Origin of the sequence: Thiobacillus sp. (assembly GCF_013693775.1) — a bacterium.
Lineage (GTDB): Bacteria > Pseudomonadota > Gammaproteobacteria > Burkholderiales > Thiobacillaceae > Thiobacillus.
The window spans coordinates 2,415,472-2,440,425 of the sequence record NZ_CP059257.1 but is presented as its reverse complement, the minus strand read 5'-3'; the positions used below and the strand labels follow the sequence as shown (position 1 = coordinate 2,440,425).

15 protein-coding genes and 1 tRNA gene are annotated in these 24,954 nt (G+C 65.7%); 14 read left to right on the top strand and 2 right to left on the bottom strand.

Features of this window, described 5'->3' with window-relative positions; genetic code table 11:
• The first annotated feature begins 14 nt into the window (after positions 1-14).
• From HZY77_RS12005 to HZY77_RS11990, 4 genes are all read left to right on the top strand, one after another.
• A tRNA-Ala gene (locus HZY77_RS12005) sits at positions 15-90 on the top strand.
• A 143-nt stretch (positions 91-233) separates the two neighbouring features.
• Positions 234-2,288: an ATP-binding protein gene (locus tag HZY77_RS12000; protein WP_296815052.1), complete on the top strand. Its 2,055-nt coding sequence runs from the start codon at positions 234-236 to the stop codon at positions 2,286-2,288.
• Positions 2,173-3,807, top strand: coding sequence for a site-specific DNA-methyltransferase (locus HZY77_RS11995; protein WP_296815049.1), 1,635 nt, complete (start codon positions 2,173-2,175; stop codon positions 3,805-3,807). The genes HZY77_RS12000 and HZY77_RS11995 overlap by 116 nt, the downstream gene beginning before the upstream one ends.
• Positions 3,808-3,810: 3 nt before the next feature.
• Positions 3,811-6,513 carry a DEAD/DEAH box helicase family protein gene (locus HZY77_RS11990; protein ID WP_296815046.1) on the top strand — a complete coding sequence of 901 codons (2,703 nt, stop codon included), beginning with the start codon at positions 3,811-3,813 and terminating at the stop codon, positions 6,511-6,513.
• Positions 6,514-6,548: 35 nt separating this feature from the next.
• Here HZY77_RS11990 and HZY77_RS11985 read toward each other — a convergent pair whose 3' ends face one another.
• Positions 6,549-8,843, bottom strand: coding sequence for an EAL domain-containing protein (locus HZY77_RS11985; RefSeq protein ID WP_296815042.1), 2,295 nt, complete (start codon positions 8,841-8,843; stop codon positions 6,549-6,551).
• 236 nt (positions 8,844-9,079) lie between these two features.
• On the opposite strand from HZY77_RS11985, the gene HZY77_RS11980 reads away from it, so the two are divergent.
• From HZY77_RS11980 to HZY77_RS11960, 5 genes are all read left to right on the top strand, one after another.
• A complete protein-coding gene (locus tag HZY77_RS11980) occupies positions 9,080-9,538 on the top strand; it encodes a (2Fe-2S)-binding protein (RefSeq protein ID WP_296815040.1) in 459 nt (152 codons plus the stop codon).
• Positions 9,539-9,549: 11 nt separating this feature from the next.
• Positions 9,550-11,751, top strand: coding sequence for a xanthine dehydrogenase family protein molybdopterin-binding subunit (locus tag HZY77_RS11975; protein ID WP_296815038.1), 2,202 nt, complete (start codon positions 9,550-9,552; stop codon positions 11,749-11,751).
• A gap of 2 nt (positions 11,752-11,753) precedes the next feature.
• Positions 11,754-12,758, top strand: a complete 1,005-nt coding sequence (locus HZY77_RS11970) for an XdhC family protein (RefSeq protein ID WP_296815036.1) — start codon at positions 11,754-11,756, stop codon at positions 12,756-12,758.
• 5 nt (positions 12,759-12,763) lie between these two features.
• Positions 12,764-13,375: a nucleotidyltransferase family protein gene (locus HZY77_RS11965; RefSeq protein ID WP_296815034.1), complete on the top strand. Its 612-nt coding sequence runs from the start codon at positions 12,764-12,766 to the stop codon at positions 13,373-13,375.
• A gap of 130 nt (positions 13,376-13,505) precedes the next feature.
• Positions 13,506-14,075, top strand: coding sequence for a hypothetical protein (locus HZY77_RS11960; protein ID WP_296815031.1), 570 nt, complete (start codon positions 13,506-13,508; stop codon positions 14,073-14,075).
• 21 nt (positions 14,076-14,096) lie between these two features.
• Here HZY77_RS11960 and HZY77_RS11955 read toward each other — a convergent pair whose 3' ends face one another.
• Complete coding sequence (locus HZY77_RS11955) at positions 14,097-14,945, bottom strand: endonuclease/exonuclease/phosphatase family protein (RefSeq protein WP_296815029.1); 849 nt, start codon at positions 14,943-14,945, stop codon at positions 14,097-14,099.
• 271 nt (positions 14,946-15,216) lie between these two features.
• On the opposite strand from HZY77_RS11955, the gene gltB reads away from it, so the two are divergent.
• The 5 genes from gltB (at position 15,217) to HZY77_RS11930 (ending at position 24,851) form a co-directional block, all read left to right on the top strand.
• A complete protein-coding gene (gene gltB, locus HZY77_RS11950) occupies positions 15,217-19,701 on the top strand; it encodes a glutamate synthase large subunit (RefSeq protein ID WP_296815027.1) in 4,485 nt (1,494 codons plus the stop codon).
• A 2-nt stretch (positions 19,702-19,703) separates the two neighbouring features.
• Positions 19,704-21,152, top strand: a complete 1,449-nt coding sequence (locus tag HZY77_RS11945; protein ID WP_296815024.1) for an FAD-dependent oxidoreductase — start codon at positions 19,704-19,706, stop codon at positions 21,150-21,152.
• An 83-nt stretch (positions 21,153-21,235) separates the two neighbouring features.
• Positions 21,236-22,702, top strand: a complete 1,467-nt coding sequence (locus HZY77_RS11940) for a HAMP domain-containing sensor histidine kinase (protein WP_296815021.1) — start codon at positions 21,236-21,238, stop codon at positions 22,700-22,702.
• 470 nt (positions 22,703-23,172) lie between these two features.
• Complete coding sequence (locus HZY77_RS11935; RefSeq protein ID WP_296820903.1) at positions 23,173-24,525, top strand: sigma 54-interacting transcriptional regulator; 1,353 nt, start codon at positions 23,173-23,175, stop codon at positions 24,523-24,525.
• Positions 24,526-24,683: 158 nt separating this feature from the next.
• Positions 24,684-24,851 (top strand): DUF1328 domain-containing protein, encoded by a 168-nt coding sequence (locus tag HZY77_RS11930; protein WP_296630611.1) that lies wholly within the window; start codon positions 24,684-24,686, stop codon positions 24,849-24,851.
• The last annotated feature ends 103 nt before the right edge of the window (positions 24,852-24,954 follow it).

Sequence of the window (24,954 nt, the reverse complement as noted above, 5' to 3'; positions counted from 1 at the left end):
TAATCCGCCGCACTGGGGCGGTAGCTCAGCTGGGAGAGCGTCGCGTTCGCAATGCGAAGGTCGGGAGTTCGATCCTCCTCCGCTCCACCATCAAAACAAGGCCAGACAAGCTCAAGGTCTTAAGGACGATCATCCATGAGCAAGCGCCGCGAACTACTCAATTTCATCTGGGACATTACCAGCTGCGGGCTCTGCCGGCCACCGCAGCATGAGTCTGAGCGCGAGATCACTACGTGACCGCTGTCGAACTGCTCGAAAGCCTCAACCTCCTCGATGAGCACGAGCGCATCGAGGCCAAGCGTGCCTCCGAAGCTGGCAAGTCAGTACTGGAAACCGTCTGCGCCTTCGCCAACGAGCCCGGCCTGGGTGGCGGCTGGATTGCACTGGGCGTCGTGCGGGAAGAGATGGCGCTTTTCCCGTCCTACGAAGTCGAGGGCATCGACCAGCCGGACAAGCTCTCGGCGGATATCGCCAGCCAGTGCCGCGACATGTTCAATGTGCCCCTGCGGGTGGACATCTCGACAGAAAATGTCCAGGGCAAGAATGTCGTCGTCGCTTTCGTCCCCGAGGCGCAGCCGCAGGACAAGCCCATCTTCTTCAAAGGCCAGGGCTTGCCCAGGGGCGCGTTCCGCCGCATTGGCAGCACCGACCAGCGCTGCACCGACGACGACCTGGCAGTGTTTTACCAGGGGCGCCAGCAGGAAAGCTTCGACGCCGGCATCGTCGCCGACGCCACCCAGGAAGATTTCTCCCCGGAGGCCATTGCCGACTACCGCCAGTCCCGCGCAAGTGCCAACCCGGATGCCGAGGAACTGCGCTGGCCCGACGACGAGTTGCTGCAATCCCTGGGCGCCATCCGCCGCGATCAGAAAGGGGAATGGAAGCCCACCGTCGCCGGCCTGATCCTGTTCGGCAAGCCCTCGGCATTGCGCCGCTGTNTTCCCATGACCCGCGTCGATTACATCCGCGTGCCAGGCCGCGAATGGGTGCCCGATCCCGACCACCGTTTCGATACGGTCGAACTGCGCGATTCGCTGTTCCGCCTGATCCGCCGCGCCCAGGCCGCCGTTCTCGACGATCTGCCCAAGAGCTTCGGCCTCGACGAAGGCGCGCTGCAGCGGCAGGACAAACCCGTGATCCCCTTGCGCGTCATCCGCGAGGCCCTGGTCAATGCGCTGATGCACCGCAGCTACCGCAGTCACAGCCCGGTGCAGATCATCCGCTACGCCAACCGGCTCGAAATCCGCAATCCCGGCTTCTCACTCAAGTCGCCCGAGCACCTGGGCGAGCCCGGCTCCCAGCCACGCAACCCCAAGATCGCCGCCGTGCTGCACGAAACCCGCTTTGCCGAAACCAAGGGCAGCGGCATCCGCGTCATGCGCGAGAGCATGGAAGAGGCCGGCCTCACCCCGCCGCTGTTCGAATCCGACCGGGGCGCCGATCAGTTCGTTGCCCGCTACTTCTTCCATCACTTCCTCGGCGAGGAAGATATCGCCTGGCTCGCCCAATTCCGCGACTTGCACCTCACCGATGAAGAGGCCAAGGCGCTGATCGTAGTCAGGNAGGCCGGCGCCATCGACAACGCCACCTACCGCGAGCTGAACAAGGTCGATGCCTTGGCCGCCAGCGGCGCCCTGCGCCGGCTGCGGGATGCCGGCCTGCTGGCTCAGAAGGGCCGGGGCTCGGCCACCTACTATGTGCCGACCGAGCGTCTGGCCACCGATGAGGCGGGCTTGTCTAGCAAGTCGCGTGAGCGCTTATCTAGTAACCCCCGCCTTATCTACCAACCCGGACGGCTTATCTACCAACCCCCGGCCTTATCTACCAACCTCGAAGGCTTATATGCCGAGCACTCCGAAGAAGAGGAAAACAGGCGCAAGACCCTGCTGGATGAATTGCCGGGCGCCCTGGCCGCAAAAATAGGCGCCATCGGCCAACGCAATCCCNCGGGCGAGGTGTGCGATGTGATCGTGGAAATCTGTCGCCAGCGCGCCTGGCAGGCTGATGAACTGGCGGCACTGGTACGACGGCATCCCCGCTATGTGCGCAACAACTATCTGCGCCCCCTGATGCGCGATGGGCGTTTGGTCATGACCAACCCGCAAGAGCCGAACGACCCGCAGCAGGCATACCGGGCGGTACAGGACGCAAAAACACGAACATTAAAACCCCATGCCCACACTGAACTGGATCGGCAAGGAAGCCGTCGTCAAACACCACAAGGACGTTCCGTTCCGCCTGCTGGAGCCGGTGCCGGGCCTGTCCTGCGGCACCGATTCAAACGGTAGCGACAGCGGCAACCTGATCGTGCAGGGCGACAACCTGCATGCACTCAAGGCGCTGCTTCCGCGCTACGCCGGGCAGGTAAAGTGCATCTACATCGACCCGCCATACAACACCGGCAACGAGGGCTGGGTCTACAACGACAACGTCAACAGCCCGGAGATCCGCAAGTGGCTGGGCGAAGTGGTCGGCAAGGAAGGCGAGACGCTGGACCGGCACGACCGCTGGTTGTGCATGATGTATCCGCGACTGGTGCTGCTGAGGCAGTTACTACGCGAGGACGGGGCGCTCTTCGTGTCCATCGACGATAACGAGGCCGGGAACTTGCGGCCGCTTATGGATGAAGTGTTCGGCGCACGCAACTTCATCACCGGCTTCATTTGGCGCAAGGTCGACAGCCCGAACGACAACAAGGTGCCGCTGACCNCCGACCACGAATACGTGCTCGCCTACGCCCGCAGCAAGGACAAACTGAAGCTCGCGCAGATGTCGGCGCCCAGCATCGTCGATGCATACGGCCGGCTCGATGACCAGGGCCGCCGCTACCGCGACCGCCTGCTCAAGAAAAACGGCCGAAACAGCCTGCGCCGCGATCGCCCGACGATGTACTTCCCGCTCACGGCGCCTGATGGTGCTGAGGTGTACCCGACCCATGACAACGGTGAAGAAGCAGTATGGGCAATGGGGCAGGCCGGGATTGACCGTCATGTTGCCGCAGGCACGCTGATCTGGAAGCAGCGCCAACGCCAGGGCCAAACGGTATGGGAACCCTACACGCGCGAATACGCCCCAGAGGAGCCGAGACGACCGTACCCGAGCATTTGGGCCGACCTCCCGACGATGCGGCAGGCCAAGGCCTTTCTGCGCGACGTCTTCAACACCGCGGATCTTTTCGACACCCCGAAACCCGTCGAATTAATCGAGCGCATCCTGAGGATGATGAATGATCCGGCAGCGCTGGTACTGGACAGCTATGCAGGCTCGGGCACCACGGGGCATGCAGTCCTCAAGCAGAACGCTGAGGACGGTGGAACGCGACGCTTCCTGCTGGTCGAGATGGATGATGGCATCGCCGTCCGCGTGGCCGCCGAGCGCGTCAGGAAGGTCGCCGAGGGTTACACGCCAGATGGTGGTGAGTCGGTCGAAGGCCTGGGCGGCGGCTTCCAGTTCTGCCGCCTGTCGGCCGAACCGCTGTTCACCGCTGACGGCCAGATTCGCCCCGACGTGCGCTTTTCCCAGCTGGCCGAGTTCATCTGGTTCGCGGAAACCGGCACCGGCTACAGCGGCAAGGGCGATTCGCCGCTGCTGGGCGTTCACGAAGGCCGCGCGATCTACCTGCTCTACAACGGCATCCTCAAGGACAAGTCGGTGGCCGGCGGCAATGTGCTGACCGGTCCGGTGTTCGACGTGCTGCCGACGTTCGCCGGGCCGAAAACGATCTACGCCGCCGCCAACCGCATGGGGGCCNGCGCCGCACGTGAAAACATCACCTTCAAGCAGACCCCTTACGCACTGGAGGTGTAAGCGATGACGACCTTCGCCCCCAAGACCTACCAGTCGCAGGTGCTCGAAAGCGTGGAGGCCTATTTCCAGGCCTGCCACGAACTGCCGTCGCCCTCGATTGCCTTCGCCGCCACCACCGAGCGCCTGTGGNGGCGCGGCCTGGCCTACAACCCGCTGCCGGGCTTTCCGGCCGACATGCCCTATTTCTGTTTGCGCGTGCCGACCGGCGGCGGCAAGACCTGGCTGGCGGCCAAGAGCGTGGCGCGGGTCAACACGCATCTGCTGCGCTGCGAGCACAGCGTCATTTTGTGGCTGGTGCCCTCGAAGCCGATCCGCGAACAAACGCTGCGGGCGTTGAAGGATCGCAACCACCCTTACCACACGGCGCTGCGCGAGGCCGGGCCCATCACCGTGATGGACCTGGACGAGGCCAAGAGCGTGACCCGCGCCACGCTCGACACCTCGACCACGATCATCGTGGCGACGCGGCAGGCGTTTCAGGTGGAAGAGGAAGAGTGCCGTAAGGTGTACCAGTCGAGCGGCGCGCTGATGCACCACTTCGACAACCTTACGCCGGCCCAGCGCGATGAGTTGCTGAAGGATGGCGCGGGAACGGATCAAACCACACCTTATTCGCTCGCCAACGTGCNNCGGCTGCGCCGGCCCTTCGTGGTCGTGGACGAGGCGCACAACAACCGTACGGAGCTTGCCTTCGACATGCTGGCGCGCTTCCGCCCGAGCGGGGTGATGGAGCTCACCGCGACGCCCGACCTGGAGCGCACGCCGTCGAACGTGCTGCACAGCGTGTCAGCCGCCGAGCTAAAGGCGGAGGAAATGATCAAGCTGCCGGTGGTGCTGGAAACCGAGCCGAACTGGCAGCAATGCCTGGCCGACGCCATCGGTCGCCGCGATGCCCTGCACAAGCTGGCCGACGAGGAGCGGCGCGCGGGCGCGGCCTACCTGCGGCCGCTGGTGCTGATCCAGTCGGAGCCGCGTCGGAGCGGGGTGGAGACGCTGGATTTTGAGAAGGTTCGCACCGAGCTGATCGCCAACCACGGCATTCCGGCCCATGAGATTGTCGTCGCCACCGGCGAGGAAAAGGGGCTGGAGCAGATCGAGACGGACTACAAGCTGGGCATTGCCGACCCGGCCTGCCCGGTGAAGTTCGTCATCACGCAAAAGGCGCTGGCCGAAGGGTGGGACTGTCCGTTCGCCTATATCCTGGTCAGCATGGCCTCTCTGCACTCCGCCACCTCAGTGGAACAACTGCTGGGGCGGGTGCTGCGGCAGCCGGACGCCAGTCACCGGCAAGCCAGGGCGCTCAATCAGTCGTATGCCTTCGTGGTGTCGCGCAACTTCGCGGAAACGGCGAGCGCCCTGCGCGACCGGCTGGTGGCCGGTGCTGGTTTCGAGCGGCGCGAGGTAGCCGAGTTCGTCACCGCCGCCAGGGCCGAACAGGCGCGGCTGGATCTGGAAGGACATGCCGGGCGCGTTGTCGTTCGGCCGGTAGCGATCACCCTGTCTGAAAAGCCGAACCTCAAAAGCGTGCCCAAACCCGTGCGCGACAAGGTCAGCTGGGACGGCAAGCTCAACACGCTGACGATCAGCACGCCGCTGACCGAGGATGAAACGGAAGCGCTCAAGGCCGCAGTCATGTCCGCAACCGCCGTCGCGGCGATTGCGGAAGCGGCCGAGGTCAGCCGCACCACGGCCATCGAGTTCTTCCAGACGCCCGCCGAACTGGGCGAGCGCTTCCGTGTGCCGCAACTGGCCTTGCGCGTGCAGGGCGAGCTTGCCCTGTTCGATGACCCGGAGGTGCTGGAATATCCGTGGGACGTATCGCCCTATGACGCGACGCCCACGGCTGATGACGTGACTGCGCTGGGTGCAGGGCTCAAGGTTTCGGAAGGCGGCGAGATCGACATCGACGAAGGCGGCCACATGGTGTCGCGCTTCCTGCCGGAGTTGCAGCGCGATCTGGGCTTGGTCTATCAGCCGGAAAACTGGGATGAGGTGCGTATTGCCACCTGGCTGTGCCGCAACCTGCCGGAACCGTCGCTGACGCACGCCAGCAAGCAGGCGTTTGTTGCTGCGTGGCTCACCGATTTGCTGCGCCGCGAGGGTTTCACGCTGGCCCGCGTCAACCTGCAGAAATTCCTGATCCGCAATCTGCTGGAGGCGCGTATCCGCGAGCTGCGCCGCCAGGCGGTGGGCAAGGCATTCCAGCAGGTATTGTTTGGTGACGACGCCGCATCGCGCGTGGCCGTGACCGGTCACTATGCTTTCGAGTTTCAGGCCCAGGCCTACGCACCCAGCCGCGATTACGACGGCCGCTTTGGACACTTCGATTTTCGCAAGCACTTCTACGGCCGTATTGGCGATTTCGACAGCAAGGAGGAGTTCGAATGCGCCTGCTGGCTGGATATGCAGGCGCAGAAAGGACGCATCCAGTTCTGGGTGCGCAACCTGGTGCGGCGCGAGGGCAGCGCCTTCTTCCTACAGAAGGCGGATGGACGTTTCTACCCTGACTTCCTGTGTCAGCTACCCAGACCTGAAGGCAAACCGGCCGTCATCCTCGCCGTCGAGTACAAGGGCGCGGATCGCTGGACGGCGGCCGAAGATGACCGCTTGATGGGTGGCTTGTGGGCAGGGTTATCAGAGGGACGCTGTCGCTTCGTGATGGTGAAGGACAAGCAGTGGGACTGGATCGAGGAATATCTGCAATGATCTGCTCCCAGCGGCCCGACACGGGTCGCCCTACCTCAGTTGACGTAAGCGTTTGTCCAGCGTGACCCGTTCGCATCCGCCAGCAGCAGCGCCTGGAATTCCTCTGCGGGCAACGGACGACTGAACAGATAGCCCTGCCCCATGTGGCAGCCGGCTTTTTCCAGCGCCTGCTTCTGCTCTTCCGTCTCGATGCCTTCGGCGATCGTGTCTTTGTCGAGGGCGTGGGCCAGGGCGATGATGGAGCGGACGATGGCCCGGTCTTCCGATTCGTCGACCACGCCGTCGACGAAGTTCTTGTCGATCTTGATCGTGTCGGCAGGCAGGCGTTTCAGATAGCTCAGCGACGAGTAGCCCGTCCCGAAGTCGTCGATGGCGATACGTACGCCGATGCGCTTGAGGGCGCCGAGCACCTCGACGCTGGACTCGGCGTCGAGCATCGCGGCGCCTTCGGTGACTTCGAGTTCCAGGCGCGACGGCGGCAGGTGGCAGCCGCCGATGACGGAGGTGACCTTGCCCAGCAGGTCCGGATCCTGGAACTGGCGCGTGGAAAGATTGACCGCCATGCTCAGATCGAATCCCTGGTCGAGCCATGCCTTGGCCTGCGCGCAGGCGGTTTTCAATACCCATTCCCCCAGCGGCAGGATGAGCCCGGACTCCTCGGCGACCGGAATGAACTGGGCGGGATGGTGTTCGACGCCGTCGGTGTCGCGCCAGCGCAGCAGGGCCTCGGCGCAAATGATCCGGCCCGATTTCAAGTCGACGATCGGCTGGTAGTGGAGCCTGAACTGCTGTTTGACCAGCGCGTCGCGCATTTTCGCTTCGAGCGTCAGCCGCTGCTGCAGCCGTTCGCCCAGTCCCGCCTCGAAACAGGCAAAGCCGCTGCGGCCCAGGCGCTTCGCTTCGTACATGGCCGTGTCGGCGTGCTTGAGCAAGGTTTCGCGGTCGGTGCCGTGGTCGGGGAAGAAGGCCAGGCCGATGCTGCAGGACATTTTCAATCGGTGCTGGGCCACCTGGAACGGCGCTTCGAACACCACGATCAGGCGTTGCGCCGTCCGTGCGGCAGCGGCGGGCGGGCAGTCGGGCAGGATGATCAGGAACTCGTCGCCGCCCAGGCGCGCCAGCATGTCGTGATGACGCAGCGTGGCGGCCGTCCGTTTGCCGACTTCGGCCAGGAGCTGGTCGCCGATGCCGTGCCCGAGCGTGTCGTTGATGTCCTTGAAGCGGTCGAGATCGAAAAACATGATCGAGAAGGGGCGGCCGCTCGCCTTGGCGGCCTGGATCTGGTGTTCCAGAAGTTCTTCCGCACCTGCGCGGTTGGTGAGCCCCGTCAGCGAATCGCGCCGGGCCTGGCTCAGGAGTTCGTCGCTGTGCTGCCGCTCGTGGATCCTGACCCAGTAGGAAATGGCGCCAAAGATGGCCACGAAGACCAGGAACACGCCGAGGACCGGGCTGTTGTGTTCCCACCATTTGTTCCAGATATGGCCGTAGGGAATCGACACATAGGCGTACATGGGCAGGGTGGCGAGGTGGCTGTAGGCGCCCAGCCGTTGCTGCTCCGTGTACATCCAGGGCGAAAAGCCGGTGAAATAGCCGTCGCGCAGGCCGGGCTGCGCACGGATCGTCTTGATGAGCGGGCCGTTCAGGGGNCGGCCGTAGACTTTGTCGGGGCTGTCCACGGGCCAGCGCGCCTGCTGGAACCCGTCCTCGCGCAGGATGCCGACTAGGCTATTCGACGGCAACGACATGTTGCGCAGGAAATGCATGCCCGTTCCCAGGGGNATGGCTGCCTGGATCATGAACAGGGCCTGCCCTTGTTCGTTCCGCATGGTGTAGCGGAACGGGAAGCGCCACTCACGGAGGACCTGCCCGTATTCGGGGCGACCGATCGTATACAGCCCGGGGTCGTCAAGCGCGGCCTGGAAGGGGGCCATGTAATCCGTCGTGTGTCGGTAGTCCGGCAGCGGGGCGCCCGGCGGCAAGGCCGTATTGATCAGCATCCGGCCGCCCGGGTCGAGGACTGCCATGGCGCCGACCTGGGGATAGCGCTTCTGGAATTTTTCCAGGGCGGCGCGGGCCGCCTCGGGGTGGTTGACGACATCGATCTGCTGCAGCAGCTGGCCGAGCGGATCGAGGCCATGGCCCAGGTCGTCGAAGAAGGCCTGGGTCGCAGACGCCAGGAATCCGGAAAGAACAGACAGATTCTTCCGTTCGTCCGCCTGCTCCCGGTCCCAGCTGATGATGCCGAGCGCCACAAAGCCTAGCAGCCCCGCAGCCACGAATGCGTAGAAAGCGCGCCGCAAGAGACGGGAAAAAGGGGAACGTGAAGGCATCCTCGATACGGAGTTCATTATTTTGCCGAGTAAGGCTATAGCGGCAGGCACGGCCAAGTGTTTAGGCCGAAAACGCGATGGCCGCCCATCCGCCGTCATTTTCGGGTATCGGCCAGCCGATACAGGCGGATTTTCCATGGTCTAGAATCGATGGGTATCGCTTCCGCATAGAGTCTGCCGTTCTGTCATCCGGGACGCCGCGGCCGGCTTCATCCATCTCCTGAGGAGTCCTACCCATGATCAAACTCGACGTGAATGGCAAACAGCATCAGCTCGATGTGGCGCCTGACACCCCGCTGCTGTGGGCGCTGCGCGACACGCTGCACCTGACCGGCACCAAATACGGCTGCGGCCAGGCGCTCTGCGGTGCCTGCACCGTGCAGGTGGATGGCGCGCCGACGCGGTCCTGCGTGACCCCGGTGTCGGCGGTGGCCGGCCGCAGGATCACCACCATCGAGGCGGTGAACACCGACCGCGTCGGCAAGGCGGTGCAGGACGCGTGGCGCAAGCTCGACGTGGTCCAGTGCGGCTACTGCCAGTCCGGGCAGATCATGAGCGCGGTGTCGCTGCTGCGCCAGAACCGCAGGCCCAGCGACGACGACATCGACAACGCCATGTCCGGCAACCTGTGTCGCTGTGCGACCTACGTCCGCATCCGGGCGGCCATCCACGAAGCCGCCAAGACCCTCGCCTAGGAGACGCCGCGATGAACACGATCGAAAACCTCAGCCGCCGTCGTTTCCTGCAGGGCAGCGCCGGCCTCACGCTCGGCTTCTGCCTGCCCGCCCTCGCCGCCCCGGTCGCCGGTCCCGGCAAGGCCGGAGAAGGGGTGGTCGGGCCGATCCATTTCGAACCCAATGCCTTCCTCCGCATCGGCACCGACAACACCGTCACGGTGTTGTCCAAGCATCTGGAAATGGGCCAGGGCACCTACACCGGGCTCGCCACCATCCTCGCGGACGAACTGGACGCGGACTGGAACACGGTGCGCGTCGAAGGGGCGCCGGCTGACGCCAAGCGCTACAACAACCTGTTCTGGGGCCCGGCGCAGGGCACCGGCGGCAGCACCGCGATGGCCAATTCCTGGGAGCAGATGCGCCGAGCTGGCGCCGCCGGGCGTGCCATGCTGGTCAGCGCGGCGGCCATCAAATGGAACGTGCCTGCCGCCGAGATCATGGTGCGCGACGGCGTGGTCAGCCATGCGCAGTCGAAGCGCCGCGCCAGCTTCGGCGAACTGGCCGTGGACGCGGCAACGCTGCCTGTGCCCACCGACTTGAAGCTGAAGGACCCGAAGGATTTCCGCCTGATCGGCAAGCAGGCAAAACGCAAGGACAGCGCCGACAAGACCAACGGCCAGGCCCGCTTCACCCAGGACGTGCAGTTGCCGGGCATGCTGGTCGCGGTGGTGGCCCACCCGCCCCGCTTCGGCGCCACGGTCAAATCCTTCGACGCCCGCCGCGCCAAGGCGGTGAAAGGGGTGGTGGACGTGGTGCAGATCCCGCAGNGGGTGGCCGTGCTGGCGCGCGATACCTGGAGCGCGAAGAAGGGGCGCGACGCCCTCTCGGTGAGCTGGGACGAAAGCCAGGCCTTCAAGCTTGGCAGCGAGGAGATATTCGCCCGCTACCGGGAACTGGCCAAGACGCCGGGGCTGGTCGCGCACCAGAGCGGCGACGCGGACCAGGCCTTCGGCAAGGCCGCCCGCGTGGTTCGCGCGAGCTACGACTTCNCCTATCTGGCGCACGCCGCCATGGAACCGATGAACTGCGTGATCCGGCTCGGCAGCGACGGCTGCGAGGTCTGGAACGGCGAGCAGATGCAGACCGGCGACCAGTACGCGCTGGCTGGCCTGTTCGGCCTCAAGCCGGAACAGGTGACCATCCACATGCTGTACGCCGGCGGCAGCTTCGGCCGGCGCGCCAGCAGCCACTCGGATTACGTGCTGGAGGCCGCCCACATCGTCAAGGCCATCAATGGCAAGGCACCAGTCAAGCTGGTCTGGATGCGCGAGGACGACATGCGCGCGGGCTACTACCGGCCGCTGTTCCACCATGCGCTGGAGGCGGCGCTGGACGACAAGGGCCGGCTGACGGGCTGGCGCCATCGCCTGGTGGGCCAGTCCATCGTGGCCGGTACCGCGTTCGAGAAGAACCTGGTCAAGGACGGCATCGACCAGGTGTCGGTGGAGGGTGCCGCCAACCTGCCCTACGCCATTCCCAACATGAAGGTGGACCTCCACACCCCGAAGGACATCCCGGTGCCGGTGCTGTGGTGGCGCTCGGTCGGTTCCTCACACACGGCCTACTCCACCGAGACCTTCCTCGACCAGGTGGCCGCGGCCATGGGCAAGGACCCGGTGGCGTTGCGGCTGGAACTCCTCGACACGCACCCGCGCCACGCCAGCGTGCTGAAGCTCGCGGCCGAGAAGGCCGGCTGGGGCACGCCGCTCAAGCCCGGCAAGCCGGGCGAGCGCCGCGGCCGCGGCGTGGCGGTGCATGAATCCTTCAACTCCTACGTCGCCCAGGTGGCCGAGGTGACGGTCGCCAAGGACGGCAGCATCAAGGTCGATCGCATCGTCTGCGCGGTCGATTGCGGCATCGCCATCAACCCGGACAACGTCCGCGCGCAGGTACAGGGTGCCATCGGCTTTGCCCTGTCGGCCGCCCTGCATGGCGAGATCACGCTCAAGGAAGGCCGCGTGGAGCAGGGCAACTTCGACGGCTATCCGCCGTTGCGCATCCACGAGATGCCGGTGGTGGAGGTGCATATCGTGCCGTCGGCCGCCGCGCCCAGCGGCATCGGCGAGCCCGGCGTGCCGCCTGCGGCGCCGGCCGTGGCCAACGCCATCGCCGCCGCCACCGGCAAGCATCTCACGCGCATGCCGTTCAACGCCGCCGAACTGGCCGCCTGAGCATGGACAGCCAGGACAGCGAGGTGCTGGCGGCGGTCCGCAACTGGGCGGCCGGGNGACATCGCTTCGTTCTCGTCACCGTGGCCCGCACCTGGGGCTCGGCGCCGCGTCCCNCGGGCGCCTGGATGNCGCTGCGCGACGACGGCCGGGTGCAGGGCTCGGTATCCGGCGGCTGCATCGAGGACGACCTGATCTCCCGCATGGCGGCCGGCGAATTCCACGGCACGCAGCCTTTCGTCCAGCGTTATGGCGTCACCCCGGACGAGGCGCGCCGCTTCGGCCTGCCCTGCGGCGGCGTCGTGGAGCTGGTGATCGAACCGGCACCCGATGCGGCCGCGCTGGACGATCTCGCCCGGCGCATCGCCGCGGGCCAGTTGGCGTTGCGCAGCATCGACCTCGACAGCGGCGCGGCAACGGTCCGCGACGGCTGCCGCAGCGACCAGCTGAGCTGGGATGGGCGCTGCCTGACCACCCTGCACGGCCCCGCCTGGCGCCTGCTGATCATCGGCGCCGGCCAGATTTCCCGCTATCTCGCCTCGATGGCCCAGGCCCTGGACTACCAGGTGCTGATCTGCGATCCGCGGGTCGAGTACAGTGCCGGCTGGGATGTCCCGGGCGCCGCCCTGGTGCCGGGCATGCCGGACAACGCGGTAGTCGAACTGGCCCTCGATCCCCGCAGCGCGGTCGTCGCCCTGACCCACGACCCCAAGCTGGACGACATGGCGCTGCTGGAAGCGCTCAAGTCGCCAGCCTTCTATGTTGGCGCGCTCGGCTCGCGCGCCAACAACGCCCGGCGCCGCGAACGGCTGCTGCAGCATTTCGACCTGTCCGAGGCCGAGGTGGCGCGGCTTCACGGACCGGTCGGCCTGCCCATCGGCAGCCGCACGCCGCCGGAAATCGCCGTCTCCATCCTCGCCGAGATCACGGCGACCAAGAACGGCCTCCCGCCCTTCGCGGCAACGGAACGGCTGCCCGCAGCGGACCGTTCCGGCTGCCGCATCGATTAACCCGCATGACGCCAGGCCCCATCGTCGGCATTCTCCTGGCTGCCGGCAGCGGCAGCCGCTTCGGCAGCGACAAATTGCTGCATCCTCTGGCCGACGGCACGCCCATGGGGCTGGCCGCCGCCCGCCGGCTGCGCCCGGCCTGCGATCGCGTCCTCGCCGTGGTGCGGCCGGGCAGCGAGGTATTGGCGGCGCAGCTGGCCGCAGCAGGGTTCGAACTGGTTGTCAGCGCAGCCTCCCTTCAGGGCATGGGCCACAGCCTGGCGGCGGGCGTCCGCGCCGCGCCGGATGCCGGCGGCTGGCTCATCGCCCTGGCGGATATGCCCTTCATCGCTCCCGCCAGCTACGGCCGCGTGGCGGCGGCCCTGCGTGACGGGGGCAGTATCGTGATGCCCGAGTACCAAGGGCGCCGAGGCCATCCGGTCGGCTTCGCCAGGCAATGGGGCGGACAGCTCGCGCGCCTGACGGGCGACGAGGGGGCACGGCGGATCGTGGCCGGCTTTCCCGACGCCATCGTGCGCTGCGACGTGGACGATCCCGGGATCGTGCGGGACGTGGATCAAGCGGCCGACCTGGCGGATCGCCCTCCAGGCGCGACGCCGGCACCGTATCCACCGTGACGCATCGCGGGCTTCCCGTTTTGAAACGTTATGCCGCCGCCGAAGTCTGTGTTGTATCGGGCAACAGGCCCGATCATGGTACATCCTGGCAACCCCGTGGAGCGGGCTCCACATCGAAGGAGAAGAATTCATGAAACTGAAAAACTGGTTGATTTTGTCTGCGTTGGTGGCCGGGACGAATGTGTGGGCCGCCGACACGCCCGCCGCCAAGCCCGCTGAAGGTGCGTCGACCTCCATGCACAAGGCGGAAGAAAGCGCGAAGAAGACGGCCGCGGACGCCAAGGAGGCTGCGCAGAAGGCCGCAGATGCCGCGAAAGTGGCCATGGACAAGGCGGAACAGGCTGTCGGCAATACGTCGCAGAAAGCCGCCGAGGCGGCCAGACAGGCGGCGAAGGATGCCGAGAAGGCCGCACAATTCGCTGCACACAAAGCCGCCGAGGCCACCCGGAAAGCCACGGCGGCAACACGCGAAACCGCTCAGAAAGTTGAAGACGCCGCGAAGAAAGCCGCCCTTGCGAGCGAGGAGGCCTTGGAGAAAGCCGAGGTGTCCGCCAGGCAGGCGGCCCGATCCGGCGCGGCAGCCGCACGGAAAGCCGCCGAAGACACCCGGGATGCGGCGCGCCACGCCATGGAAGCCACCAAGGCGGCAGCCGAGAAGGCGTTCGAAACCCATGAAGGTGCGGCCGACGCGAAGAAGTAATCCCTGCGCCGCAGTGGGCCGTCAGGCCAGCTCCACCCACACCGGCTGATGGTCCGATGCCTCGGTCGCGGCATCGATGCCGTGCGCCTTGAGCCGGCCCGCCAGTCCCTCGGTGAGGAAGACGAAATCGAAGCATTCGGGCTGCTGGACGAAATCCACCGGATGGATGCCGACCGTGGGCGCGTGTGCTTCGCCAGGATGCAGCACGGACCAGGCGTCGTGAAATGCCGGCGTCCCGTCGGCAAACGGGGCGAGAATTTGTGAACGCTCGGATGCGGTGGCGGGGAAATTCATGTCGCCGCACAACAGCGCCTGCGCAGGGCGGGGAAATACCTCGAAGGACCCGCCCGCCTCCTCCGGCATCGGCGCGCGCNNGGATAGGGCGCAGGCTTCCGCATGCAGGTGGCGGATGGCGTCGATCTGGGCCTGGCGCTGGCGTTGCGAGTAGTACTCGAGGTGGGTGGTCAGCACGCGCAGCGGCCCGACATCGGTCGTCACCACGGCTTCCACCAGCACGCGCTGCATGCTGGGCACCGCCGCCTCGGCCGGCCACGGCAACAGATGCCGCCATACCTGGCCGACCGGCAGGCGCGAAAANATGGCGTTGCCGAACCGGCTGCGTCCGCCGCGGCCGTCCGGCACATCGGTCGCTGCGCCGTAAACCGCCGTATAGCCGGGCAGGCCGGCGGACAATTCGGCGACCTGGTCCTCGCCGCGGCTGCCGGGCAGGCCAGGAAAATCGACCGCAACCTCCTGCAGGCAGATGACGTCGAAATCGCCCAGCTGGCGGATCGTCCGCAGGATGCGCGCAAGATCGACGCGGCCGTCCATGCCGCGCCCCCATTGAATGTTCCAGCTCAGTAATTTCATGTCGCACCTCTTGCCGTCAGCATAGCGAATGGTCTCATTTGAATGAAACATCGGCAGGCGGGGTCCGCCCGTCGGTCCGGACCAGGAATTTTCCGGGGCGGCGGGACTCCCAATTGAGGTGGCGTCCGGCCGTAAACCCTTGCAGCGGCAAGGCCTTGGCGGAGGCAATCATTGCCGCACGCGGCTTGAGGGATTAAAATGCCGCACTTTTCGCTTTAATTTTTGCGGCTTGCCCTGTGGGCAGGCCGCTGTTGCCTGAGCTCACGGAACCATGGAACGACAACGCTGGCTGGACGGGACGCTGTATTCGCCCGATTTCGAACAGGATAGCTGCGGCTTCGGCCTGATTGCGCAGATCGACAATCAGCCCAGCCACACGCTGGTGCAGAATGCGATCGGCTCGCTGGCCTGCATGACGCACCGCGGCGCGATCGCCGCCGACGGCTTGTCGGGCGACGGCTGCGGCCTGCTGTTCAAGAAACCGGATGCCTTCCTGCGCGCGGTGGCGGCTGACGCCGGCTTCAAGCTCAGTGACCTCTACGCTGCCGGTCTGGTATTCCTATCGCGCGACGCCGCGCCACAGGCGCATGCGCATTCGACGCTGAAGTCCGCGCTGGAAGCGCAGGGCCTGACGGTCGCCGGCTTCCGCCTGGTGCCGACCGATTCGTCGGTGTGCGGCGAATCGGCGCTGGAATCGCTGCCGCACATCGAACAGGTGTTCGTCAACGCGCCGGCTGGACTCTCTGAAGACGATTTCGAGCGCAAGCTCTACATCGCCCGCCGCCAGGCCGAAAAGACGCTGGAACCGACCGATCCGGTGTTCTACCTGCCGACGCTGTCGTGCCGCGTGATCAGCTACAAGGGCCTGGTGATGCCGGACAACCTGCCGGTGTTCTATCCCGACCTCAACGACGCGCGCTTCGCCACCAGCCTGGCGGTGTTCCACCAGCGCTTCTCGACCAACACCTGGCCGCAGTGGCGGCTGGCCCAGCCGTTCCGCTACTTGGCGCACAACGGCGAGATCAACACGGTGCAGGGCAACCGCAACTGGAGCCGCGCGCGTGAACAGAAATTCGTGACGCCCCTGATCCCGAACATGGATGACGTTCGTCCCATCGTCGGCACCCGGGGCTCGGACTCGATGAGCCTCGACAACATGGTCGAAGGCCTGGTGATGGGCGGCGCGGGCCTGTTCCGCGCACTGCGCCTGGTGATCCCGCCGGCCTGGCAGAACGTCGAGTCGATGGACGCCGACATCCGCGCCTTCTACGAATACAACTCGATGCACATGGAGCCGTGGGACGGCCCCGCCGGCGTGGTGCTGACCGACGGCCGCTACGCCGTCTGCACGCTCGACCGCAACGGCCTGCGTCCGGCGCGCTGGGTGCTGACCAGGNACCGCATCCTCACCATCGCTTCGGAAGTCGGCGTGTGGCAGATCGATCCGGCCAACGTCGAGCGCAAGGGCCGTGTCAAGCCGGGCCAGATGGTCGCCGCCGACCTCGAGACCGGCCGCCTGCTGATGCCGGAAGACATCGACAACGAACTGAAGGGCGCGCAACCCTACCGCGAATGGCTCAAGGCCGGCGTGGTCAAGCTGGAGCTGTCGATCAACCAGGACGCCGATCTGGCGGTGATGGATGCGGCCAGCCTGCTGACGCACCAGAAACTGCATAACGTCAGCTTCGAGGAACGTGACCAGATCATCCGCGTGCTGGCCGAGGACGGCGCCGAGGCGATCGGCTCGATGGGCGACGATACGCCGATGGCGGTGCTGAGCCAGAAAGTGCGCTCGCCGTTCGACTACCTGCGCCAGCAGTTCGCACAGGTCACCAACCCGCCGATCGATCCGATCCGCGAAGCCATCGTGATGTCGCTCAACACCAGCTTCGGCCCCGAGCGCAACCTGTTCAAGGAAACCCCGGAGCACGCGCACCGGGTGGAAGTCCACACCNCGCTGCTGTCGAAGGAGGCCTTCGACAAGCTCTTGAACCTGAACGACCCGTCGTTCGCTTCAACCACGCTCGACCTGCACTACGATCCGACGGCGACTACCCTGGAAGCCGCGATCCATGCGCTGACCGCACGCGCGGTCGACGCGGTGAAGGCCGGCAAGGTCATTCTGGTGCTGTCCGACCGCAACCTCGCCAAGGATCGACTGCCGATCCACGCGCTATTCGCCACCGGCGCCGTGCACCACGCGCTGATCACGGCCGGCCTGCGCTGCAACGCCAACATCGTGGTGGAAACCGGCAGCGTGCGCGATCCGCACCACTATGCCTGCCTGATCGGCTACGGTGCGACCGCGGTGTATCCGTACCTCGCCTACCAGGTCATCGGCGAATTCGTGAAGACCGGCGAGATCAAGCCCAATCTCGACAAGGCGCTGTGCAACTTCCGCAAAGGCATGGACAAAGGCCTGTACAAGGTGCTCTCCAAGATGGGCATCTCGCTGGTGGCCAGCTACCGCGGCGCCCAGTTGTTCGAAGGCGTGGGACTGCATGAAGATGTCATCGAGCTGTGCCTGAAGGGCACAGTGTCGCGTATTTCCGGCGCCAATTTCGAGGACTTCGAGTCCGACCAGAAGCTGCTGCACAAGGCGGCGTTCAACCCGCTGCGCCCGCTGACCGCCGGCGGCCTGCTGAAATTCATGTTCGGCGAGGAATACCACGCCTACAACCCGGACGTGGTGCAGCAGCTGCAGAAAGCCGTGAAGACCGGCGACTACGCCGAGTTCAAGAAGTATTCCGAGATCGTCAACACCCGCCCGGTGGCGATGGTGCGCGACCTGATGAAGCTGAAGGCCGGCGCCAAGCCGATCCCGCTCGAGGAAGTCGAGCCGCTGGAAACCATCCTCAAGCGCTTCGACTCGGCCGGTATGTCGCTCGGCGCCTTGTCGCCGGAAGCGCACGAGGCGCTCGCCGAGGGCATGAACCGCATCGGCGGCCGCTCCAACTCGGGCGAAGGCGGCGAGGACCCGAAGCGCTACGGCACGGTGAAGACCTCCAAGATCAAGCAGGTCGCTTCCGGCCGCTTCGGCGTGACCGCGACCTACCTGGTCAACGCCGAGGTGCTGCAGATCAAGATCGCACAGGGCGCCAAGCCCGGCGAGGGCGGCCAGTTGCCCGGCGACAAGGTGTCGCCGATGATCGCCTCGTTGCGCCACTGCAAGCCCGGCACCACGCTGATCTCGCCGCCGCCGCACCACGACATCTACTCGATCGAGGATCTGGCGCAGCTGATCTTCGACCTCAAGCAGGTCAACCCCGACGCGCTGGTGTCGGTGAAGCTGGTCGCCGAGCCGGGTGTCGGCACGATCGCCGCGGGCGTCGCCAAGGCCTACGCCGACCTCATCACGATCTCCGGCTACGACGGCGGCACCGGCGCGAGCCCGCTGACCTCGGTGAAGTACGCCGGCACGCCGTGGGAGCTCGGCCTGTCCGAGGCGCAGCAGGTGCTGCGCGCAAATGGTTTGAGGGGCCGGGTTCGCGTGCAGACCGACGGCGGCCTGAAGACCGGCCTCGACGTCGTCAAGGCGGCGATCCTCGGCGCCGAGTCGTTCGGCTTCGGTACCGGCCCGATGGTCGCGCTGGGCTGCAAGTACCTGCGCATCTGCCACCTGAACAATTGCGCCACCGGCGTCGCCACGCAGAACGACAAGCTGCGCCGCGAGCATTTCATCGGCCTGCCCGAGATGGTGGTGAACTACTTCAAGTTCGTTGCCGAGGAAACGCGCGAGCTGATGGCCTCGCTGGGCATCCGCAAGCTGACCGACCTGATCGGACGCACCGACCTGCTCGACCTCTCGGCCGGCGACACACCGCGCCAGGGCCGGCTGAAGCTCGACGTGCTGCTCTCGCAGGGCGACATCCCGGCCGACGCGCCGCGTNTTTCGCAGCAGGAGCGCAATCCGTCGTTCGACAAGGGCGAACTGGCCGAACGGATGGTGGCCGACGCGATCGGCGCGATCAAGGCCGGCACGCCGATCGAGTTGCGCTACGAAGTGCGCAACGTCAACCGCTCGATCGGCGCACGCCTGTCAGGCGAGATCGCCAAGGCGCATGGCTCCAAGGGCCTGCCGGACAACACCATCCGCGTCCAGCTCACCGGTTCGGCCGGCCAGAGCTTCGGCGTGTGGAACCACAAGGGCCTGACGATCACGCTCGAAGGCGACGCCAACGACTACGTCGGCAAGGGCATGGGCGGCGGCCGCCTGGTGATCTACCCGCCGCGCGTGGCCACCTTCGACGCACACCGCAACACGCTGATCGGCAACACCTGCCTGTACGGCGCCACCGGCGGCGAACTCTATGCGGCCGGCATGGGCGGCGAGCGCTTCGGCGTGCGCAACTCCGGCGCATTGACCGTGGTGGAAGGCATCGGCGACCACGGCTGCGAGTACATGACGGGCGGCGCGGTGATCGTACTGGGCGACACCGGCCTGAACTTCGGTGCCGGCATGAGCGGCGGCATGGCCTTCGTGGTCGACGACACGAACGATTTCGTGTCGAAGACCAACAAGGAAATGGTCGAGCTGACCCGCATCACCAGCGACGAAACCGAGCCGTTCCGCGTCTTTCTCAAGACGCAGGTGGAACGCCATCTGGCGCTCACCGGCAGCGCCCGCGCGAAGGCGCTGCTGGCCGAGTTCGACGCCACCTTGTCTCGCGTCTGGCTGGTCAAGCCGAAGCGCATTTCGATTGAAGACCTGGTCGAGGACATCCCCGGCCAGACACGTGAAGTATTGGAAGCTTAACGATGGGTGACGTATTCCAGTTTCTGAAGCAGGCCCGGCGCGACGGCGAAAAGACCGCCGCCGATGTCCGCAAGCACGAGTTCCGCGAAATCTACGCGCTGATGGATACGGCGCACGCGCAGGAACAGGCCGACCGTTGCCTCGGCTGCGGCAATCCGTACTGCGAATGGAAGTGCCCGGTGCACAACTACATTCCCAACTGGCTCAAGCTGGTGACCGAAGGGCGCCTGTTCGAAGCCGCGGAACTGTCGCACCAGACCAACTCGCTGCCTGAAGTGTGCGGCCGCGTCTGCCCGCAGGATCGTCTGTGCGAAGGGGCCTGTACCCTCAATACCGACGGCTTCGGTGAAGCCGTGGGCGGTGGGCCGAACACGGGCGGCTTCGGCGCGGTGACCATCGGCCAGATCGAGAAATACATTTCCGAAGAAGCCTTCAAGGCCGGCTGGCGTCCCGACATGTCGAACGTCGTTCCAACCGGCAGGAAAGTCGCCATCATCGGCGCCGGCCCGGCCGGACTCGGCTGTGCCGACGTGCTGGCGCGCAATGGCGTGAAGCCGGTGGTATTCGATCGCTACGACGAAATCGGCGGCCTGCTGACCTTCGGCATCCCCGAGTTCAAGATGGAAAAATGGGTGATGACACGCCGCCGCGAGGTGCTGGAAGGCATGGGCGTCGAATTCCGCCTCAATACCGAGATCGGCAAGGACGTTCCCATGCAGTCCCTGCTCGACGAATACGACGCCGTATTCATGGGCATGGGCACCTACACCTACATGAAGGGCGGCTTCCCCGGCGAGGATCTGCCCGGCGTGCTGGAAGCGCTGCCTTTCCTGATCTCCAACGTGCGCAAATGCCTCGACCTGGCCAAGCCGGACGAGGTCTACCACAACATGAAGGGCCTGCGCGTCGTGGTGCTCGGCGGCGGCGACACCGCCATGGACTGCAACCGCACCAGCATCCGCCAAGGCGCGGCCAGCGTCACCTGCGCCTACCGCCGCGACGAGAAGAACATGCCCGGCTCCAAGCGCGAAGTCGGCAACGCCAAGGAAGAAGGCGTGCAGTTCCTGTGGAACCGCCAGCCGGTCGAGATCGTCGGCGACGGCAAGGTCGAAGGCGTGAAGCTCGTGACCACCGAACTCGGCCCGCCCGATGCGCGCGGCCGCCGCACCCCGGTGGTGATTCCGGGTTCCGAGGAAGTCATTCCGGCCGACCGCGTGATCGTCGCCTTCGGCTTCCGCCCCAATCCGCAACCGTGGTTCGAACAGCACCAGATCGCGGTCGATCCGGGCGGTCGCGTCATCGCCAAGGGGCAGTCGCACGCCTTCCAAACCGCCAACCCCAAGGTCTTCGCCGGCGGCGACATGGTGCGCGGTTCCGATCTGGTGGTGACCGCCGTATGGGAAGGCCGCGAGGCCGCCAAGGGCATCCTCGCCTACCTCGACCTGCTGTAACGCCGCCTGCACGGGTGCGGCGGCCGCACCCGTGTCCACCCATCGGGGTATGCTGCGGCATTGCCATCGACCGCTCTTACCGGATGCTTTCAGCCCCCTATTACCCACGTTCGTTCACCATCCTGGTCATCGTTGCCATGGGCGTGTTGATCGTGCCGCTGGCCAGCGGCCTGATCAATGCGGTGCACGTGCTGCAAGGCGTGGTCGAAACCCAGCGCCAGTTCACCCACACCAGCCTTGCCGTCACGCGCGACGTGCGGCAGATCGTCGAGTCGGTCAGCCAGCTGCAACGCGCCGCCGGACAATACCATCTGTTGCAGGACGCCGAATTCGGACCGGCCCTGCGACAAAGCTTCGACGAACTGCGCGCCCAGCTGTCGCAACTCGATACCCAGCTCACCGACTCCCGTTCGCGCGCGACACTGGCCACGCTTCAGGCGCGCAGCCAGACCCTGTATCGCCAGGTGCGGCCGNGGGAATTCCTGGATAGCGACCAGTTCCACGCACTCGACCCGACCTTCGATGACTTGCATGATGTCGCGCGCACCCTGCTCGTTCAGGCGGATGCCGCAGTACAGCGCGAATTGCAGGCACTGGAAGGCACGGTGCAGGCGACCCGCCGGCGGTTGATCGTGCTGGCATTGGCCCTGATTCCCTTGACGCTGCTGCTCGCGGCCGTGTTTTCCTGGATGATCAACCGCCCGATCAAGCAGCTCAAGACCTCGATCCAGCAGCTCGGCCAGGCTGACCTGCGCCCCTTGCCGGCCATCAGCGGACCGCAGGATATCGTCGAACTGGGACGGGAAATCGACTGGCTGCGCCAGCGCCTGCAGGCACTGGAAGAACAGAAGCTGCGCTTCCTCCGCCACGTGTCGCACGAGTTGAAGACGCCGCTCGCATCGCTGCGCGAAGGCGTGGCGCTGCTGGGCGACGAACTGGCAGGTAGCCTCAACCCGCGCCAGCGCAGCATCGTCGGCATCATGGACAGCGGCAGCCGCGACCTGCAGAAGCGCATCGAAGACTTGATCCGTTACAGCAGCATGGTACGCGACGCCACGCCCTCGCCCGCCACGCCGCAAGCGCTGGGCGACGCGCTCGATGCCGTCCTGGCGCGGCAAAGGCTGGGGCTCGATACGCGCCACATCGAGGTCGAAACGCAGTTCGACGCGCCCGTGCTCCATGCCGAGCGCGGTCAGCTGGAAACCGTTCTCGACAATCTGTTGTCCAATGCGGTCAAATTCAGTCCCGAGGGCGGACGCATCCTGGTGAAGAGTGCGTCTGTCGACGGCGCGATCGAGGTTTGGGTATGCGATCAGGGCGGCGGCATCCCGGAAGCCGAACGCTCCCGCATCTTCGAGCCGTTTTTCCAGGGCGAACGCCAACCCGCCAGCGTGGTTCGGGGCAGCGGGCTCGGCCTGTCGATCGTGCGCGAGTCGCTGCTGGCTGTCGGCGGCAACGTCGAAGTGGTCGATCGCCCGCCCTGGTCGACCTGTTTCCGATTATCGTGGCCCGCTTACCGCGGCCCGCTTAACCTGACGCGTACCGAATGAGCTTCAAATCCGTCCTGCTTGCCAGTCTTTTGCTGACGCTGAGCGCCTGCGTCGTCCCGCCCCTGCCCGGCCAGCCGGCTCAACCCGGCGCCCGGCTATTCGGGTTGAGCGCATCGGCACTCCTGAACGAGCTGTCGCGGGTGGCGGCGCTGTCTCCCGAACAGCGCCGACGCGAACTGGCCGCGCTGGACAATGAACGCCGCCTCGACGATGCCAAGCGTTTCCAGCAGGCCGCGCTGCTGGAACGCGAAGACAGCGTGGACGCGTTCGAGCGCAGCCTCAAGAGCCTGGCCATGATCGACGACGTCGATCCCCGCGCACATACGGTGCTCGATCTGATGAAGAAATCGCTCTCGGCCCGCATCGAGCTCCGACAACAGACTGCGCGCGCGCAGGAGCTGCAGGACAAGCTCGATCAGATCAAGGCGCTGGAAAAACCCTGCAGCAGCGCAACACACTCCCAAATCGCCATGAAGAAACCTGCCATCCTGGTCGTGGACGACGACGCGGCACTGCGCGAACTGATCACCCTGCGGCTGGAAGCCAACGGATTCAAGGTCGAGGCAGTCGACAGCGGCGAAGCCGCCCTGGCGCAGCTGGCATTGGCACGGCCCGACGCCGTGCTGACCGACATGCAGATGGGCGGCATCGACGGTATGGCCTTGTTTCGGGCCATCCATGCACGCGACCCGTCGCTGCCGGTGATCGTACTGACCGCGCACGGCACCATTCCGGACGCGGTGGCCGCCACTCAGCAGGGGCTGTTCGGCTACCTGACCAAGCCCTACGACGCGCCCACGCTGGTCGACCTGCTGAAGCGCGCCACCCGGCTGGCCGGCAGCAGCTCCGAGGCACACGACGACAATTGGCGCAGCGACATCGTCACCGCCAGCCCGGCAATGGACACGCTGCTGGCCGAAGCCCGTCTGGCCGCCCAGATTGACGCCGCGCTGATGATCCAGGGCGAATCGGGCACCGGCAAGGAATTGCTGGCGCGTGCGATCCACCGTGCCAGCCCGCGTCACGCCAAGCCTTTCGTCGCGATCAACTGCGGCGCGATCCCGGCCGAACTGCTCGAGTCGGAACTTTTCGGCCATGTCAAAGGCGCCTTCACCGGCGCGGGACGCGACCATCCCGGCCTGTTCCTCAGCGCGCAGGGCGGCACCGTGTTCCTCGACGAGATCGGCGACATGCCGGCCCCGCTACAGGTCAAGCTGCTGCGCGTGCTGCAGGAGGGCGAAGTACGCCCGGTCGGCTCGACCGAGACACGCGCCGTCGATGTGCGCATTCTCTCGGCGACCCACTGCAACCTGGAGGAGGCGATCGTCAGCGGCGAGTTTCGCGAAGACCTGTATTACCGGCTGAACGTGGTCAACCTGACGCTGCCACCGCTGCGCGAACGGCGTGAGGATATCCCTTTGCTGGCGCAGCATTTCCTGAGTCTGTTGACGGAAAAATACCGCCGCCGCATCCACAGCTTCGCACCCGATGCGCTCGACATGCTGGTGGCGGCCGACTGGCCGGGCAATATCCGGCAGCTGCACAACGTCCTGGAGCAGTGCGTCGCCCTGTGCACCACCACGACCATCCCGGCCACGCTGGTCGGGCGGGCATTGCGCGACAAACCCGCCGACATCCAGCCGCTGGCCGAGGCACGCGCAGCCTTCGAGCGCGATTACCTCATCACCCTGCTGAAGCTGACGCGCGGACAGGTCAGCGAAGTGGCCCGGCTGGCCGGACGCAACCGCACCGAGGTATACCGGCTGTTGCAGCGCCACGACCTCACCNCCGCGCTGTTCAAGGATCGCGACGAAACCGACTAATGTCGGGCAGGGGCGACGCCTGCATCTTGCAGGCTGTCGCCGGCTTGCACGCCAACCCCGCAGTCCGTTGATTCAAATAAGGATTTTCGCTTGGCACACACTCTGCATTGAGGGGATACCGCCTTCGTGGCGCTTATCAATTATCAGAGGAGAACATCATGTTTGGATGGGCCATCACGTTCCTGATCCTTGCCATCATCGCTGGAATTTTCGGCTTTGCCGGCGTGGCCGGCACCGCCGCCTGGATCGCCAAGATCCTGTTTGTCGTGGGCCTGGTCGTGTTTCTTGTCATGCTGGCCACGGGCCGCCGACCGCCGACGATGTAAATCCGTGATGCACACGAAGAGAGGGAGCCGAGGTTCCCTTTTTATGGCCTGTCGCCATCGACATACAAAAATGACAAGAAAAAACATAGGTTTATAAAACAGC

Coding starts and splice junctions, on each gene's coding strand:
- HZY77_RS11930 (WP_296630611.1), top strand. CDS start 24,684: ATGTTTGGATGGGCCATCACGTTCCTGATCCTTGCCATCATCGCTGGA.
- HZY77_RS11945 (WP_296815024.1), top strand. CDS start 19,704: ATGGGTGACGTATTCCAGTTTCTGAAGCAGGCCCGGCGCGACGGCGAA.
- HZY77_RS11980 (WP_296815040.1), top strand. CDS start 9,080: ATGATCAAACTCGACGTGAATGGCAAACAGCATCAGCTCGATGTGGCG.
- HZY77_RS11960 (WP_296815031.1), top strand. CDS start 13,506: ATGAAACTGAAAAACTGGTTGATTTTGTCTGCGTTGGTGGCCGGGACG.
- HZY77_RS11965 (WP_296815034.1), top strand. CDS start 12,764: ATGACGCCAGGCCCCATCGTCGGCATTCTCCTGGCTGCCGGCAGCGGC.